This is a genomic window from Segatella copri (genome assembly GCF_019249795.2).
GTDB classification, from domain to species: Bacteria; Bacteroidota; Bacteroidia; order Bacteroidales; family Bacteroidaceae; genus Prevotella; species Prevotella copri_B.
This window is the reverse complement of record NZ_CP156891.1, coordinates 2,082,501-2,098,376: the sequence shown is the minus strand read 5'-3', so window position 1 is coordinate 2,098,376 and position 15,876 is coordinate 2,082,501. Positions and strand designations below refer to the sequence as shown.

At 46.6% G+C, this 15,876-nt stretch carries 12 protein-coding genes, 2 tRNA genes and 2 rRNA genes (1 of these 16 cut by a window edge); 8 read left to right on the top strand and 8 right to left on the bottom strand.

Annotated elements, in window-relative coordinates; translation table 11 throughout:
- The first annotated feature begins 254 nt into the window (after nucleotides 1-254).
- The 3 genes from KUA48_RS08885 (at nucleotide 255) to nagB (ending at nucleotide 3,163) form a co-directional block, all read left to right on the top strand.
- Nucleotides 255-1,523: a VapE domain-containing protein gene (locus KUA48_RS08885; RefSeq protein WP_218433632.1), complete on the top strand. Its 1,269-nt coding sequence runs from the start codon at nucleotides 255-257 to the stop codon at nucleotides 1,521-1,523.
- Between the two features lie 310 nt (nucleotides 1,524-1,833).
- The gene (locus tag KUA48_RS08880) at nucleotides 1,834-2,286 is read left to right on the top strand and encodes a DUF6078 family protein (protein ID WP_118255730.1); all 453 of its coding nucleotides are present in this window, start codon (nucleotides 1,834-1,836) and stop codon (nucleotides 2,284-2,286) included.
- Nucleotides 2,287-2,371: 85 nt separating this feature from the next.
- The gene (nagB, locus tag KUA48_RS08875) at nucleotides 2,372-3,163 is read left to right on the top strand and encodes a glucosamine-6-phosphate deaminase (RefSeq protein WP_218433631.1); all 792 of its coding nucleotides are present in this window, start codon (nucleotides 2,372-2,374) and stop codon (nucleotides 3,161-3,163) included.
- A 37-nt stretch (nucleotides 3,164-3,200) separates the two neighbouring features.
- Here the strand turns inward: nagB and KUA48_RS08870 are convergent, their stop codons facing one another.
- The 8 genes from KUA48_RS08870 to KUA48_RS08835 all read right to left on the bottom strand — a co-directional run bounded on the left by KUA48_RS08870 (nucleotide 3,201) and on the right by KUA48_RS08835 (nucleotide 10,776).
- Nucleotides 3,201-4,319 carry an efflux RND transporter periplasmic adaptor subunit gene (locus KUA48_RS08870; protein ID WP_118065457.1) on the bottom strand — a complete coding sequence of 373 codons (1,119 nt, stop codon included), beginning with the start codon at nucleotides 4,317-4,319 and terminating at the stop codon, nucleotides 3,201-3,203.
- A 23-nt stretch (nucleotides 4,320-4,342) separates the two neighbouring features.
- Nucleotides 4,343-5,590: an ABC transporter permease gene (locus KUA48_RS08865; protein ID WP_218433630.1), complete on the bottom strand. Its 1,248-nt coding sequence runs from the start codon at nucleotides 5,588-5,590 to the stop codon at nucleotides 4,343-4,345.
- A 76-nt stretch (nucleotides 5,591-5,666) separates the two neighbouring features.
- Nucleotides 5,667-6,926 carry an ABC transporter permease gene (locus KUA48_RS08860; RefSeq protein WP_203053232.1) on the bottom strand — a complete coding sequence of 420 codons (1,260 nt, stop codon included), beginning with the start codon at nucleotides 6,924-6,926 and terminating at the stop codon, nucleotides 5,667-5,669.
- A gap of 15 nt (nucleotides 6,927-6,941) precedes the next feature.
- Nucleotides 6,942-7,658, bottom strand: a complete 717-nt coding sequence (locus tag KUA48_RS08855) for an ABC transporter ATP-binding protein (protein WP_218433629.1) — start codon at nucleotides 7,656-7,658, stop codon at nucleotides 6,942-6,944.
- A gap of 160 nt (nucleotides 7,659-7,818) precedes the next feature.
- Nucleotides 7,819-8,190 carry a GntR family transcriptional regulator gene (locus KUA48_RS08850; RefSeq protein WP_117695648.1) on the bottom strand — a complete coding sequence of 124 codons (372 nt, stop codon included), beginning with the start codon at nucleotides 8,188-8,190 and terminating at the stop codon, nucleotides 7,819-7,821.
- Nucleotides 8,191-8,209: 19 nt separating this feature from the next.
- A complete protein-coding gene (locus tag KUA48_RS08845) occupies nucleotides 8,210-9,055 on the bottom strand; it encodes a hypothetical protein (RefSeq protein WP_218433628.1) in 846 nt (281 codons plus the stop codon).
- Nucleotides 9,056-9,068: 13 nt separating this feature from the next.
- Complete coding sequence (locus KUA48_RS08840; RefSeq protein WP_022120381.1) at nucleotides 9,069-9,893, bottom strand: ATP-binding cassette domain-containing protein; 825 nt, start codon at nucleotides 9,891-9,893, stop codon at nucleotides 9,069-9,071.
- Nucleotides 9,894-10,119: 226 nt separating this feature from the next.
- Nucleotides 10,120-10,776, bottom strand: a complete 657-nt coding sequence (locus tag KUA48_RS08835; protein ID WP_117695654.1) for a hemolysin III family protein — start codon at nucleotides 10,774-10,776, stop codon at nucleotides 10,120-10,122.
- A 327-nt stretch (nucleotides 10,777-11,103) separates the two neighbouring features.
- Here KUA48_RS08835 and KUA48_RS08830 point away from each other — a divergent pair, with 327 nt between their 5' ends.
- The 5 genes from KUA48_RS08830 to KUA48_RS08810 form a co-directional block, all read left to right on the top strand.
- Nucleotides 11,104-13,299 carry an alpha-galactosidase gene (locus tag KUA48_RS08830; protein WP_203053240.1) on the top strand — a complete coding sequence of 732 codons (2,196 nt, stop codon included), beginning with the start codon at nucleotides 11,104-11,106 and terminating at the stop codon, nucleotides 13,297-13,299.
- Between the two features lie 454 nt (nucleotides 13,300-13,753).
- A 16S ribosomal RNA gene (locus tag KUA48_RS08825) occupies nucleotides 13,754-15,285 on the top strand.
- Between the two features lie 134 nt (nucleotides 15,286-15,419).
- Nucleotides 15,420-15,493, top strand: a tRNA-Ile gene (locus tag KUA48_RS08820).
- A 63-nt stretch (nucleotides 15,494-15,556) separates the two neighbouring features.
- A tRNA-Ala gene (locus tag KUA48_RS08815) sits at nucleotides 15,557-15,633 on the top strand.
- 178 nt (nucleotides 15,634-15,811) lie between these two features.
- Nucleotides 15,812-15,876 (top strand): 23S ribosomal RNA (locus KUA48_RS08810); it runs 2,833 nt beyond the window's last position.
- Together the 16S and 23S rRNA genes with 2 tRNA genes alongside form the textbook arrangement of a ribosomal RNA operon.

Here is a 15,876-nt window from a genome sequence, read left to right as displayed (position 1 = left end):
AAGGTGGCGGGGAAAATTTGGAATCGGCGAAGGGAAGTATTAACTTTGCAATCGAAAACGAAAGAGCGGCGAAATGCTGAGCCATGAATGAGCTGAAACTCTTCACTCTTCACCTGAAGCCCGGAAATGCCCATAAACAGAGGGGTTTCGAGGGGTGAAGAGATAGAGACAACTCTTCACCCACTCTTCACCACTCTTCACCTTATTATATATAAGGGCAAAAAGATGATTATTATTAACTAAAAAAATTAATTATGAAGGAAAATTTAAAAACCTTATCGTCATCAGATAAGATGACAAACGAAATTTCAGCACTCTCTCTTGTTGAGAGTTTTCTCGATGAGTATTATCTCTTCCGTAGAAATGTGCTAAGTGGTAAAACCGAGTATTTCACTCTCTCAAAGAATGAGGACGAAACTGAGGAGCCCGTAGAAGAGGAACCGGAAATCGGTGGGGAAGAGGAGGAATCTTCTGACTCAACCTGGAAGGTGCTGACTCCGGAGGCTTTCAATTCCATCGTCCGTCATGCCAAGCGGTTGGGTGTGGGAGGAAAGAAGTCGCCCCGACAGGATATTGAGGAGTTCGTACGTTCTGAAGAGGTTCCGGAGTTTGATCCTATCAGGGAGTATCTCGAGAACCTGCCGGAATGGGATGGTAAGAACCATGTGGCTGAACTCTTTGGCAGGATTCCGGGGCTTACAAGTGAACAGTTGGGATGGTGCGCCACCTGGCTCCGTTCGGCTGTTGCCCACTGGTTGCAGATGGATATGTTTCATGGCAACGAAACCACTCCTGTGCTTATCGGCAAGCAGGGTTGCGGCAAGAGTACCTTTGCCTATCGCCTGCTGCCGGATTATCTGCGACAGTATTTCCTCGACCACATCAACTTTGCCAATAAGTTTGATTCCGAGATGGCGCTCACTCATAATCTCTTTGTCAACATAGATGAGTTTGCGAATATGGGACCATCGCAGCAGGGCAAGCTGAAGCAGATGCTTTCGAAGGTGAAGGTGAACGGGCGCCCTATCTTCGGCAAGTGTCAGGATGACCGTCCGCGTTATGCTTCCTTCCTGGCAACCACCAATGATGAGCATCCGCTCTGCGACCCTACGGGTAGCCGCCGATTCGTCTGTCTGCACATTCCGGCAGGTGAATATATCGACAACGGTTCACCCATCATTTATGACCAGCTCTATGCACAAGTTATGTATGAGCTTTGCCATAAGAAGACGCCTTACTGGTTTACCAATGCCGAGGTGGATCGTATTCAGAAGTGCAATCTTCCTTTCTTCAAGGTAGATGATTTTGAATCGATGCTGAAGAGCTGCTTCCGTGTTCCTGAAGATAATGAAACGGGCGAATGGCTCATCTGTTCGGATGTTTTCGAGGTTCTGCACGAAAGATTTCCGATGCTGATCAGTAATCTGAGCACCAAAATTCGCATCGGCCAGTCGCTCAAACTCCTGGGTTGCAAGATGAAGCATACCAAGAAGGGTCAGGCCTATCTGCTTGTAAGAATCTGAAAATATAGCTAAGCGGCAGATGGGTGAAGAGTGGTGAAGAGTGGGTGAAGAGTGAGAAACAACTCTTCACCCCTCGAATCCCCTCTGTTTATCGGCATTTCCGGGGGTTAGGTGAAGAGTGAAGAGTTTTTCGCAGTTCCTTTCTTAAAATTCTTTCTCAGGCTTTTCCGATAGCTGTCTGACTAGAACAGCCCACTGTTCTCATAGCGGCTAGTTGGCTGTCTGTGGTTCGCCAGTAGGCTATTTGCCGATAACAGCCCCTCAATCTTTCGAAGAAAAAATTATTTATCCAACTAAAAAAGTAATGAGTATGAACAATATTTCAATCCATTCCATTGATACGGTATGTCTCAAGGAGGCGTGCCCGGTACATCACCTTTGTGCTCGTTTTGAGCGTTATCAGAAGTTGCGTAAGTCGGAGAAGGTGTTCAGTATTCTGAACCCGGACCGTATAGCCTGCAACGAGCAGGGCTGCGCCTATCGTCTTCAGAAGAAAATCATACGCATGGCACGCGGATTCCGCCGCATGTTCGGCACGATACCTTCTGCCAATACGCCTCATTTCTGGCACTTTTCGCCCTATATCAGCGAAAGCACCTATTGCAAGGCGAAGCGCGGCGCCATCCTCATCGCACCCGATATGCAGCAGAAATTACTGCGTCTCTTCGAGCAGAATGGCGCTGATATCAGCATCGGTTTTGATGAATATGTAGAGCAGGAGGGCTATGAAGAAGTAGATACCGCAAACTGTAAAAAAATATAATTTTTGCCATCTTTTAGCGGTAATGAAACAGATTTTTATTATTTTTGTTTCCTGAATTTTACAACTAAACAATAAAAAATAGATTATGCGTGTTATTATCGAAAAAGATTATGAGAAGCTGTCAAAGTGGGCAGCTGATCATGTAATTGAAACAATTAACAGATTTCAACCAACTGCTGAACGTCCTTTTGTTCTGGGTTTGCCAACCGGTTCTTCACCTCAGGGCATGTATGCCAACCTGGTAAAGGCGGTAAAAGAAGGCAAGGTTTCGTTCAAGCATGTCATCACTTTCAATATGGATGAATATGTAGGTTTGCCGGAATCTCATCCTGAGAGCTATCACTCTTTCATGGCTACCAATCTCTTCAATCATATCGACTGCCCTAAGGAGAATATTCATATCCTGAACGGTAATGCCGAGAATCTGGAAGAGGAGTGCCGTCATTATGAGCAGATGATAGAAGAAGCGGGTGGCATCGACCTCTTTATCGGTGGTATCGGTCCTGATGGCCATATCGCTTTCAACGAGCCATTCTCTTCTCTTACCTCCCGCACACGAGCAAAGACGCTCACTACAGACACCAAGATTGCCAACTCCCGTTTCTTCGATAATGATCCTGAGAAGGTACCTAGTCTGGCTCTGACCGTAGGTGTGGGTACCGTGATGGCTGCCCGAGAGGTAATGATTCTCTGCAACGGTCATAACAAGGCGCGCGCCCTGCAGGCTGCCATCGAAGGTCCTGTTACTCAGGCTTGGACCATCAGCGCTCTGCAGCAGCACCAGCATGGCATCATCGTTTGTGATGAGATTGCCTGCGATGAACTGAAGGTGGGTACTTACCGCTACTTCAAGGATATCGAAAAGGATAACATCTAAGTTATCTGATGCCTATAAAAAAGAATAAGGATGATGACTATTCGTCATCATCCTTATTTTCTGCTATAACCTGAGGACCGCGAACCTTGTCCTTGAGTCCCAGACCTTTCTTGATTTCAATATTTACTCCATCGCTCAAACCGGTAGTTACCTGTTTGCGCTCATAAGTCTTCTTCTCGCCGCTACCTTTTATGATATATACAAAGGTAGAATCGCCGCTAAACTCGATGGCACTCTCCGGAACGGTGAGTACATGGGTAGCCTTTGCCAGTACAATCTCGGCATTGGCGCTGTAGCCTGAACGGATTTTGCCTCCCTTGGTAGAACGGATGGCTGCCTTTACCTCAAACTGGTTGGCACCATTGTTTTCTACAGCTTTAGGAGAGATATACTCCAGGTTAGCCTCGAAGTTGAGGTTCTGCAAGGCTCCGATGGTAATCTTCATCGGCATTCCTGTAACGAGACTTCCCACTTCGGTTTCATCGATATTGCCACGGAAGATGAGGTCGTTCATGTTGGCTACACTGGCGATGGTAGTACCATCGTTGAAAGTGTTGGCAAGAATCACCGAGTTACCCACCTTGACAGGAATATCGAGGATAATGCCCGAGATGGTAGAACGGATGAGGGTGGAAGAAGCGCTGGCATTGCTCTTGCTTACACCATCGCGAACTACCTGGAGAGCATCTTCGGCAGCGGTAACCTCCTCGCGTGCCTGTTTCATCGCCTGCTTTACCTTATCAAACTCATCGGCGCTGACCAGCTGTTTCTTGAAAAGCTGTTCCTCGCGGCCGTAATCCACCTGTGCCTGTTTTAGGTTGATTTCTGCAAGGCGCACGCGTGCCTGAGCCGAACTGAGCTGTCCCATATCCGGAATCACCTTTACCTTGGCGATAACCTCGCCCGCCTGAACATAATCACCCGCTTCTTTGCAAATCTCGGTGATGATACCGCTAATCTGAGGCTTTACGCTCACCTCGTTGCGAGGCTCAATCTTGCCCGTGATGACGGTAGTTTTCAAAACATCAGCCATCTTAGGAGTAAACTCAGTATACTCCACAGGCTTAGGCTGCGATTTCTCATAAAGGAACACGAAGGTTCCGATGAAAATCAAGGCGACTATCGCCGCAACAATCAACTTTGAATACTTTTTCATATCTTTTATATCTTATTTTTCTTTTATTCGTCTCTCATCGCATCCACCGGTTTGATGCTCATGGCTCGCCATGCAGGGGCGAGTCCGGCTAGGCCGCCGAGAATGCAGATGAGGATGGCAGAAGAGATGGCCGTCCAGAAATCTACCTGGAAGTGGGCGGTAAGAATGCCATCCGTGGTACTTCCTACTTCCAGCATCTGCAGGATGGCAACACCGAAGAGAATGCCGCTCATGCCGGCTACCAGGGTGAGGAGAATACTCTCGGAGATGATTTGCGAAAGTATCATCTTAGGCGTGGCTCCGATGGCTCGGCGGATGCCTATCTCGGTGGTTCGCTCCTTTACCGTTACCATCATGATATTGGAAACTCCGATGGCGCCGGCGAGAAGGGTGCCGATGCCTACCAGCCAGATGAGGAAGTTGACGCCCTTGAACAGGTTGTCGAGCATCTGGAAGAGAACTTCGGTATTGAACACCATAATGCCCTTTTCGTCCGTAGGGTCTATGCTGTGGGCTCTTGCTACGGTTTCTCTCATCCGCTGGGCAATGCTGCTCATTACTACGCCCGGTTTGCCGGTGGTGGCGATGATGTCTACTGCCTTACCCCGGTTATAAGCGCTGCGCAAAACCGATTGGGGCAGGGTGATGGTTTCATCGGCACGACCGCCGAAATTGATGCCGTTGCCCGAACGGTAATCTACGCCTATCACCATATAATAGGTAGAGTCTACTCTTACGCTCTTGCCGCACGGATCACCGCCGCCAGGAAAGAGATTCTTGTAAATCTGTTTGCCGATGACGCAAACCTTGCGCTGCTGGCGCACATCCATCTCGTTGATGTATCTGCCGTAAAACATCTGTGGCGCAGAAACCTGGGCGTAATCGGGATTCACGCCCTGGGTGCTGCCGCTGAATTTCTTGTCGCCAAACACTACCGACTTGTTGCCGCCGAAGAGCAGCGGGGTAATGACATCGAGTTCGGGCACCTGGTGGCGCAATCTGTCCAGGTCTTTCTCTTCCATCTGCCAGGAGCGCCCCTTGTTGAATCCCTTGTAGGGTTTGGTGGTGTTCTGCGCCCAGATGATAGCGGTGTTGGTGGCAAAGCCTGTGAAGTTGTTTTGCAGCATCTCCTTCAGTCCCTGTCCGCCACCCATCAGGGCGATGAGCATAAACACGCCCCAGAACACGCCGAAGCCCGTAAGCAGACTGCGGCTCTTGTTCCTCGTGATGGTGTCGAGAATCTCTTTATATGTATCTAAATCTAATCGCATAGCCTATTCTATATATATAATAATGTGTAAGCAAGAATGAATTCAACATTCAACACTTAACATTCAACATTTTGCATTACTCTGCTCTCAGCGCCTCTATCGGTCGGATTCTTGCAGCCTTGATGGCTGGGATGAGTCCGGCGATGGTGCCTGCGATGACGATGGTGATGGTGGCACCGATACAGGTGCCGATGCCCACCGTAGGATTCACAAACATGGCGGCTTTAAACAGTCCGGTATCTACGGTGGTGTGGCCGATGGTTGCATCCATGATTTCGTTTGCCGCCACGCCACAGACCATTCCGATGTAGCCGAAGAACGAGGTGATGATGATGCTCTCGGTAATGATGAGTTTCAGTATCGACCAAGGCTTGGCTCCGATGGCTTTTCTTACGCCAAACTCTCGGGTTCGCTCCTTCACGGTGATGAGCATGATGTTGCTTACGCCCACGATTCCGCTCAGCAGGGTGAACAGCCCCACAATCCAGAGGGCCGTCTGCATGATGGCGATTCCCTGGTTCATCTGGATATTGTCCATGTATCGGTTCCAGAGCCAGATGGTTCGCTCGTCATCAGGTGCTGCCTGATGGTTATTGTTGATGCTGGCGCGGTAGTTCTTCTCAAACTTCTCGTTATCTTCCTTGGTCTTCAGGTTCTTGATGGTAAACTCTAGACTTCCCGCATCATCGCCCTTGGCGTAGATGGTCTTTATGGTGGAGTAGGCGATGAAGGCTTCGGTATTATTGCGCGATTCATCATCCTTGTAGATTCCCACCACCTGGAAGTTGAGGTTGCTGATCTTTACGTTCTTGCCCACCAGCGAACGGTAGTCTTTGCAGAGTTCCTTGGCCTGGCTTCGGCTCAGCACTACATTCTTGCGCTGCTCCTTCATATCGATTTCGTTGATGAATCGTCCGGCAATCAGCTCCGTCTTGTCGATTTTGGGATGTGTAGGAGCCACACCCACCAATGACTGGCTTGCCACATAATTATCACCATAGTTGATGTTCACGTTATACTGTTCCAGTCTTCCACCCACATCATCCACGTACTGGCCGTAGGTCTTGTTGCTGATGAGGATATCCTTGTCGTTGAGCGTGATGCTTCTGCCTTCCTTCAGTCCCTTGTAAGCCTTGGAGGTTTCGCCCGGGAATACTCGCATGGAGTTGGCAAGGAATCGGGTGCTTTGCTGCAACTGGGCATTAATCAGTCCGTTGCCGGCGCCCAGCAGGAATATCAGCATGAAGATTCCCCAGGCAACGGCAAATCCCGTGAGCGAAGTGCGGAGTTTGTTGCGCTTCGACGTGCTCCATATTTCTTTGATTAATTCTCTCATGTTCCAAGTTCAAAGTTATTTCACGTAGTCTTTCGATACGAGATGATGGTCTCTGTTGTCTTCGATGCTTCCGATGAGTCCGTCCTTGATATGGATAACCTTATCGGTCTCGTTGGCAACACCGCTTTCGTGGGTTACCACCACGATGGTCATTCCCTCTTTCTGGTGCAGTTCCTTCAACAGGTCCATCACTTCCACGCTCGTTTTGGAGTCTAGGGCTCCGGTAGGCTCATCGGCAAGGATGATTTCGGGTTTGGTGATGAGGGCACGGGCGATGGCTACACGCTGCTTCTGTCCTCCCGACATCTCGTTAGGATAATGGTTGGCCCATTGCTTCAAGCCCAGTTTTTCGAGATATTCCATTGCCAGTTCGTGGCGCTTCTTGCGGCTCACGCCCTGGTAGAAGAGTGGAAGTTCCACGTTTTCCACCGCTGTCTTGAACGAGATGAGGTTGAACGACTGGAAGATGAAGCCTATCATCTTGTTGCGGTATTCGGCAGCACGGGTTTCCGAGAGGCCTTTGATGAGCACATCATTGAGTCGGTATTCGCCCGTATCGTAGTTGTCGAGAATACCCAATATATTTAATAAGGTGGATTTTCCCGAGCCGGAAGCACCCATGATGCTGACGAACTCGCCACGTTCGATGTCGAGGTCGATGCCCTTCAGCACATGGAGTGGCTGAGCACCCTGGTAGGTCTTATTGACGTCTTTTAGATGAATTAATGACATATTACTTTCGTTTTATGGATATCAATTTAAACCATTAGACGCTTGCAACTTTCAGAAAGTTGCAAGCGTAACTCTTTTTTAAAACGTTATTACATACACCTTATTATATATAAGGCAAAGACAGAAGCTATAAATATATATTTGAGGATGAATAGTGTCATCATATCTTTATCTTTTTGAGATTCTTCTCCAACTCTTCCTTCACTTCATCGATGGAGATGTCGAGAAGCTGCATTTGTCGGGCGAGTTCCGGGAGTCTTTCTTTCATAAACTCCTTTTTGCGGGTTTTCTTGATCTGCTTCTTGGCTCCTGCGGAAACAAAATAGCCCAGGCCTCGCTTGTTGTAGATAATCTCATCGGTGGCAAGCAGATCGTATGCCTTCACGGCTGTGTTGGCATTTACCTCCAGCAGCACGGCGTATTCCCTGACGCTCGGTATTCGTTCGTCTTCCTTGTACTTGCCCGCCAGAATCTCATCGCTCAATCGCTCGGCTATCTGTACGTATATTGCTTTATCATTACTGAAATTCACAATCTTCAAATTTTAATTCTTAGATGTTGATCCACTTGTTGCAGATAACCTGCATGCGGGTGAAGAGCTTGTAGGATGCCCAATAGTTGAAGGCAGCCAAAGCAAGAAATACTGCAGACGAGGTGAATACAGCACAATATTGAGCAGAAGAACCCTCTTCGATGTGCAAGGTTCCTACGAAATCAAGCCATCCGGCTTCACCCAGTTCGTTGATAATATAACCCAAAATCAGACAAAGTGCCAATCCCGTACATGCTGTCAGAAGCACAGGAAACTTACGGTAGAAGGCTCCTCCCAGGGTTGCGAAGGAATGGGCAAATATCAGGAAGGAGTAGACTGCCAGAATTGTTTGCCAAGAATTGTCTATTGGTGAAAGGGCAAAAATGGTGTGGCTGAGTACTGGCCATGTAAGGCTGATATGGAAGCCTGGAGTGATGAAAAAGCTAAAGATGAGCTGGATAATATCTGAAATGACCAAGGCTCCTAGCAAAGTCACAAGACCACCAACGGTAACAACCAGGTATCGAGCCACATATTTTTCCAGGTTAGTGGCAGGAATCATCAGGAAACTTTCGCGCTGTAACTTGGTCTTCATATTTCTGAAGATGCAAGATGCCAATACGTAAATGACCATAAAAGAAATGAATCCAAAGAACATATATGCGGATTCCTTATAACTGTCGGTCATGGCATCTAGTTCATGGGATGCTGCAATAAAGCCACTAATTCTGTAAAGCCGGATGATGTTTGCAATTGAAAAACAGATGGCGAGTCCTGCAATGATTCCCAAATTATAGGTCCAGTTGTTTAATACATCCCAACGGATAACCATTCCTAATCTATTTAAATCGAGATTCTTTTTCATAATCGTCTAATTTTTAATCGTTTAATTTTCCATTAATTACTGCATTGAAGAGCAACTCCAGGTTCATCTGTGTTTCCTGCTCACCCTCCTGTCGCTTGCAGATGGCGGCATTACCCTGCAGGGTTGGCTCGGCGTAGAGCACGGTATCGTCCATTTCCTGTGGGTTGCGGTATTCGAAGGTGTATTTCTCGCAGATGTCTGAAACCGAAGTGTCGAGCAGAAGCTGGCTCTGGTTCATGATGATGATGTGGTCGAGCAGCGACTCTACATCGTGCACCTGATGCGTTGAGATGATGAGGGTGCGGTCTTCCGTCATGTTGTTGGCGATGACCTTACGGAACTGGCTCTTCGATGGGATGTCGAGACCATTGGTTGGCTCGTCCATCAGAAGAAAGCGGGTACCCGTGGCGAGTGCGAAACTCATGAATACCTTCTTCTTCTGTCCCATCGAGAGTTCGTTCAACTTGAGAGAGAGTGGTAAATCAAAATCCTTGAGGCAACGGTCCAGCACTTCCTGCGAGAAGTTTGGATAGAATCCCTGGTTCATCTTCACGTAGGTGGCGAGGGAAACGTTGGGCAGTTCAAACTCTTCGGGCACCATGAAGATGTCCTTCAGCATCTCGGCTCTGCGATCTTGTGCCGAAATGCCATCCACGAGAATGGTACCTTGTTGCTGGCGGAGCAATCCGCTGATGAGGTAGAGCAGGGTGCTCTTGCCTGTACCATTCTTACCGAGCAAGCCATAAATGTTGTTCTCCTTGAGTTCCAAAGAGAAATCTCTAAATACAAGGTGCTTGCTACCTGGGTATCTGAAATCAATGTCTTTAATCTGTATCATAATCTTTAATGTTTTAGTGTACTACTTCAATAGAACACTGCAAAGGTATGCTTTTCTGCGATAACTTCCAAACTTTTGGGCAATTATTTTTATACTTTAACGTATTGTTAACAATTCCACCTTATTATATTATAAGAAGAGTATGATATGAATGTCTTGTAATATAGAACTTTATAAAAAGGAAAGCAAAAACTTCCCGATGCCTTGATGCTTTTTATTAAGTCGTTTAGATATATTTCATGAGAATATCCCAAACTGCAATGATGTGGCAGATACTACCAGCTAAAACGAAAAAATGGAACACGGAATGCATGTATTTCTTCTTGTTGATACTGTAGAATACGGCGCCCGTAATGTAGCAGACGCCTTCGGCAATAATCCACCAGACTGTGGCGGTGGATACGGAGTCTATCAAAGGTTTAAAGGCAACCAGTACCGACAATCCCATGCCTACAAAGCAGATGGTCTCCAGGTTGCTGTGATCCTTGAGTCTGGCAAAACTCATGATGGTTCCGGCAATGGCGCAAGCCCAGATAAAGATAAAAAGACTCCATCCCCAATATCCCTGGTCTCGCATCGCAATGAGCGTGATTGGCGAGTAAGAACCGGCAATATGCCAGTAGATGGCGGCATGGTCCCATTTGCGCAGTCGCTCCTTCCATTTGCTCCAGGCAGAAACAGCATGGTAAACCGTTGAGGCGATGTAAGACATCAGCATACCGAACAGATAGAGGATAACTCCCGCCGTAGCCCATCCGTTATGCATCGTAAAGCACCAATATAAGAAGATGGCTCCCACGACAAAGCCCATCAGGATACCTCCTGCATGCGACCATGAGTTCCAAAGTTCTTCTTTATGGCTGAAATGTATCTTTAGTTTCATATCTCTATATATCTTTTCGTTACACATTCTGCTGATTTTGAGAAATAGGACATTCAAGCCACTATACCTAAATCGTTATCAGCTATAACATTGCAAAGATACTAAGAATTTCTTAAAGTGGACTATCTTTTAGGAATTCTTTCGATTTCGGGAGTGTTTTCTTTGCTTTATTTGCTGATTGTTTGTCCTTTTCTGCTTTCTTCGAAAAATAAATCAAAAAAATATTGGAGTGTATTGGATTTTTTTATATTTTTGCGATGTGAAAATGAGAAATCATCTCTCACAAAATAGAAATTGTAAACGCAACTAATAACTTAGAAAGGTAATATGAAGTTAAAATCAATTGCACTTATATTGATGACTGTCGCACTTCCGGCGATGGCAGAAAAAGTATCTGTAAATACAAAGGGTATGTCGCTCATTCTCGATGTTGAGAATGGAAAGCCTGCCCAGTATCTCTATTTCGGTACTAAGTTGAATCCTAACGATTTGCAGAATCTGAAGGTCGCTACTGATGGCCGTATGGATGCTTATCCGGCTTACGGACTGAATACTCCAGCTGAAGCGGCGCTTGCCATGCGTCATAGTGATGGCAATCTTTCAACTGCACTCGTGGCTACGGGCTGTGATGTGAAGAACGAAGGAAAAGCTTCTGTTACGACCGTTCATCTGAAAGATCCTGTATATAATATAAAGGTAGATTTGAAGTATCGTGCATACAATGATGTTGATATGATTGAGGCATGGACCGAGATTCTGAATGGTGAAAAGGGTACTGTTACCCTGACTACCTTTGCATCGGCTATGCTTCCTATCCGTCGCGGAGATGTTTGGATGAGTCATCTTTCCGGTACTTGGGCTGCTGAGGGACAGTTGAGTCATGAAAAACTGCAGCCAGGAGAATTTGTAATCCGAAACAATGATGGTACCCGCAATTCGCATACCGATCATGCTGAAGTCATGTTCTCGCTCGATGGTAAAGGACAGGAAAATGCGGGTAATGTTATTGGTGCAGCCTTGGTTTATAGCGGAAACTATAAGCTGAAGACGGTTACCGATGATACCGAATATCATTATTTTTTTGCCGGTATTAACGAACAGAACTCTGAATATCATCTTAAGAAAGGTGAGACTTTCAAAACTCCAGCACTCGCTTTGACCTATTCAACACAGGGCTTGAGCGGTGCAAGTAGAAACTTCCATAAATGGGGGCGCAAATATATCTTGGCACATGGAGATAAGGAGCGTGATATCTTGCTCAACTCTTGGGAAGGTGTTTATTTCGACATCAACCAAAAGGGAATGGACCAGATGATGGCTGATATCCATAGTATGGGTGGTGAACTCTTCGTAATGGATGATGGATGGTTCGGAACCAAATATCCTCGTGTTACTGATAACTGTGCACTCGGTGACTGGGTGGTTGATACCAAGAAACTTCCTAATGGCATTGAAGGCTTGCTGAACGATGCCAGGAAAAACCAGGTAAAGTTTGGTATCTGGATCGAACCGGAAATGACCAATACTACCAGTATGCTCTATGAGAAGCATCCTGATTGGGTTATCAAGGCTCCTAAGCGAGATGCTGTTCTGGGACGTGGCGGTACACAGCTGGTGCTCGATCTCTCAAATCCAAAAGTACAAGACTTTGTTTTCGGCGTAGTAGACAATTTACTTACTAAATATCCAGATATAGCCTACATTAAGTGGGATGCCAATATGCCTATTATGAATCATGGCAGCCAATACTTGTCTGCAGCTGAACAGAGTCATCTCTACATTGCTTATCATCAGGGATTTGCGAAGGTTATCGACCGTATTCGTGCTAAGTATAAGGATGTGGTGATTCAATGTTGCGCAAGTGGCGGTGGCCGTGCCAATTGGGGCATGCTCCGTGGTTTTGATGAGTTTTGGGTAAGTGATAATACGGATGCCATGCAGCGTATTTATATGCAGTATGGAACCAGCTATTTCTTCCCAGCCATCGCCATGGCAAGTCATATCTCTGCTGTGCCAAACCATACCGTATTCCGCACTACTTCTTTGAAGTATCGTATTGATGTAGCTATGAGCGGACGTCTTGGAATGGAAATCCAGCCAAAGAATATGACGGATGAGGAGAAGGCTCTCTGCCGAAAGGCTATCTCTGAATACAAGGAGATTCGTCCTGTTGTTCAGTTTGGCGACCTTTATCGTTTGGTTTCTCCGTACGATAATCAGGGCTTGTCTTCTATTATGTATGTTAGTGAAGCAAAAGACAAGGCTGTCTTCTATTGGTGGAAATTGGTAAACTTCTATAATGTTCATTTGCCAAGAGTTAAGATGGCTGGTCTGGATGAGAATAAGATGTATAAGGTAAAAGAACTTGATGTAATTGATAACAAGCCTCTTGATTGTGAGGGAAAATCTTACTCTGGTAAGTATCTTATGGAACATGGCTTGGAAATGCCGTATGTTCATGAGGTAGACTGGGGTAAGAAGAACGACTGGTCGTCTCGTGTTCTCTATTTGGAGGCAGAATAGTTTTCTGGTACCATTATGTATATGCGCATGCATGTGTGCCCACACGCAGATATGAGCGCGTGTATGTATATAATAAAGTGTTTGGTACCAAAATAAGTGCAAAATAAGATGAAAGTGTTAAAATACCGTTAATTTCAAAACTTTTTTCGGAAAATGTTTGGTGGTTTCGGAAAATGTTTGTACTTTTGCACTCGCTTTTGAGAAATACAACTTCTCTTAGCAACTAAAGAAAGAGTTCTTTGAAAGATTTTATATAAACAGACAAGTAGTACAAGAAGCGGTTTTGGATTACACCTTATTATATATAGGGATATGAAGAAACTGGGTAAAAGAAACGAACCGTCAAGCAATTGACAAGTCAGGTTTACTAAGCTTCAATAAACGAAAAGGATATTCGTCCTAAGTACAGACAACAAACAAACCAAGCCGCAAGGCTAGGTAAAAATGATATTTTACAATGGAGAGTTTGATCCTGGCTCAGGATGAACGCTAGCTACAGGCTTAACACATGCAAGTCGAGGGGAAACGACATCGAAAGCTTGCTTTCGGTGGGCGTCGACCGGCGCACGGGTGAGTAACGCGTATCCAACCTGCCCACCACTTGGGGATAACCTTGCGAAAGTAAGACTAATACCCAATGATATCTCTAGAAGACATCTGAAAGAGATTAAAGATTTATCGGTGATGGATGGGGATGCGTCTGATTAGCTTGTTGGCGGGGTAACGGCCCACCAAGGCAACGATCAGTAGGGGTTCTGAGAGGAAGGTCCCCCACATTGGAACTGAGACACGGTCCAAACTCCTACGGGAGGCAGCAGTGAGGAATATTGGTCAATGGACGAGAGTCTGAACCAGCCAAGTAGCGTGCAGGATGACGGCCCTATGGGTTGTAAACTGCTTTTATAAGGGAATAAAGTGAGTCTCGTGAGACTTTTTGCATGTACCTTATGAATAAGGACCGGCTAATTCCGTGCCAGCAGCCGCGGTAATACGGAAGGTCCGGGCGTTATCCGGATTTATTGGGTTTAAAGGGAGCGTAGGCCGGAGATTAAGCGTGTTGTGAAATGTAGACGCTCAACGTCTGCACTGCAGCGCGAACTGGTTTCCTTGAGTACGCACAAAGTGGGCGGAATTCGTGGTGTAGCGGTGAAATGCTTAGATATCACGAAGAACTCCGATTGCGAAGGCAGCTCACTGGAGCGCAACTGACGCTGAAGCTCGAAAGTGCGGGTATCGAACAGGATTAGATACCCTGGTAGTCCGCACGGTAAACGATGGATGCCCGCTGTTGGTCTGAATAGGTCAGCGGCCAAGCGAAAGCATTAAGCATCCCACCTGGGGAGTACGCCGGCAACGGTGAAACTCAAAGGAATTGACGGGGGCCCGCACAAGCGGAGGAACATGTGGTTTAATTCGATGATACGCGAGGAACCTTACCCGGGCTTGAATTGCAGAGGAAGGATTTGGAGACAATGACGCCCTTCGGGGCCTCTGTGAAGGTGCTGCATGGTTGTCGTCAGCTCGTGCCGTGAGGTGTCGGCTTAAGTGCCATAACGAGCGCAACCCCTCTCCTTAGTTGCCATCAGGTGAAGCTGGGCACTCTGGGGACACTGCCACCGTAAGGTGTGAGGAAGGTGGGGATGACGTCAAATCAGCACGGCCCTTACGTCCGGGGCTACACACGTGTTACAATGGCAGGTACAGAGAGACGGTCCCTTGCAAAATGGATCAAATCCTTAAAGCCTGTCTCAGTTCGGACTGGGGTCTGCAACCCGACCCCACGAAGCTGGATTCGCTAGTAATCGCGCATCAGCCATGGCGCGGTGAATACGTTCCCGGGCCTTGTACACACCGCCCGTCAAGCCATGAAAGCCGGGGGCGCCTAAAGTCCGTGACCGTAAGGAGCGGCCTAGGGCGAAACTGGTAATTGGGGCTAAGTCGTAACAAGGTAGCCGTACCGGAAGGTGCGGCTGGAACACCTCCTTTCTGGAGAGACGAATTTCCTATAGAAGATTTAGGAACATGACTTAAAAAGTTCGCTTCTCTTCTTGTACGCACCATCTGTTTAATTAAATAAGAGATAGAGAATGTTCGGCAGAGATGCTACTCTTTACCAACACAGTCCTATAGCTCAGTTGGTTAGAGCGCCACACTGATAATGTGGAGGTCGGCAGTTCAAATCTGCCTGGGACTACACATCGGCGCAGCCAATGTGTAATCAAAGTTCAACTTTGATTCATTCTTTACTTCTCGATTTGGGGGATTAGCTCAGTTGGCTAGAGCACCTGCTTTGCAAGCAGGGGGTCAACGGTTCGAATCCGTTATTCTCCACCATGCCTTTTAAGGCAAGAAGATCTTTGACATATTGACACAAGCAAAATTGTAAGTAATGAACTTTATTCAGACTAAAGTAAATCAAATCGCAAGATGAGATTTCACTTTGTTAGAATACAGCTGAAAGTATGAGCTACTTATTCGTTATTCGGAAACGAGTAACAAGAATACAGTCGTAAAGAAAGTAAGAAAGGGCGTATGGCGGATGCCTAGGCTCACGGAGGCGATGAAGGACGTGATAAG

Coding starts and splice junctions, on each gene's coding strand:
- KUA48_RS08845 (WP_218433628.1), bottom strand. CDS start 9,055: ATGAAAAAGAATCTCGATTTAAATAGATTAGGAATGGTTATCCGTTGG.
- KUA48_RS08880 (WP_118255730.1), top strand. CDS start 1,834: ATGAACAATATTTCAATCCATTCCATTGATACGGTATGTCTCAAGGAG.
- KUA48_RS08835 (WP_117695654.1), bottom strand. CDS start 10,776: ATGAAACTAAAGATACATTTCAGCCATAAAGAAGAACTTTGGAACTCA.
- KUA48_RS08830 (WP_203053240.1), top strand. CDS start 11,104: ATGAAGTTAAAATCAATTGCACTTATATTGATGACTGTCGCACTTCCG.
- KUA48_RS08885 (WP_218433632.1), top strand. CDS start 255: ATGAAGGAAAATTTAAAAACCTTATCGTCATCAGATAAGATGACAAAC.
- nagB (WP_218433631.1), top strand. CDS start 2,372: ATGCGTGTTATTATCGAAAAAGATTATGAGAAGCTGTCAAAGTGGGCA.
- KUA48_RS08840 (WP_022120381.1), bottom strand. CDS start 9,893: ATGATACAGATTAAAGACATTGATTTCAGATACCCAGGTAGCAAGCAC.
- KUA48_RS08860 (WP_203053232.1), bottom strand. CDS start 6,926: ATGAGAGAATTAATCAAAGAAATATGGAGCACGTCGAAGCGCAACAAA.
- KUA48_RS08870 (WP_118065457.1), bottom strand. CDS start 4,319: ATGAAAAAGTATTCAAAGTTGATTGTTGCGGCGATAGTCGCCTTGATT.
- KUA48_RS08855 (WP_218433629.1), bottom strand. CDS start 7,658: ATGTCATTAATTCATCTAAAAGACGTCAATAAGACCTACCAGGGTGCT.
- KUA48_RS08865 (WP_218433630.1), bottom strand. CDS start 5,590: ATGCGATTAGATTTAGATACATATAAAGAGATTCTCGACACCATCACG.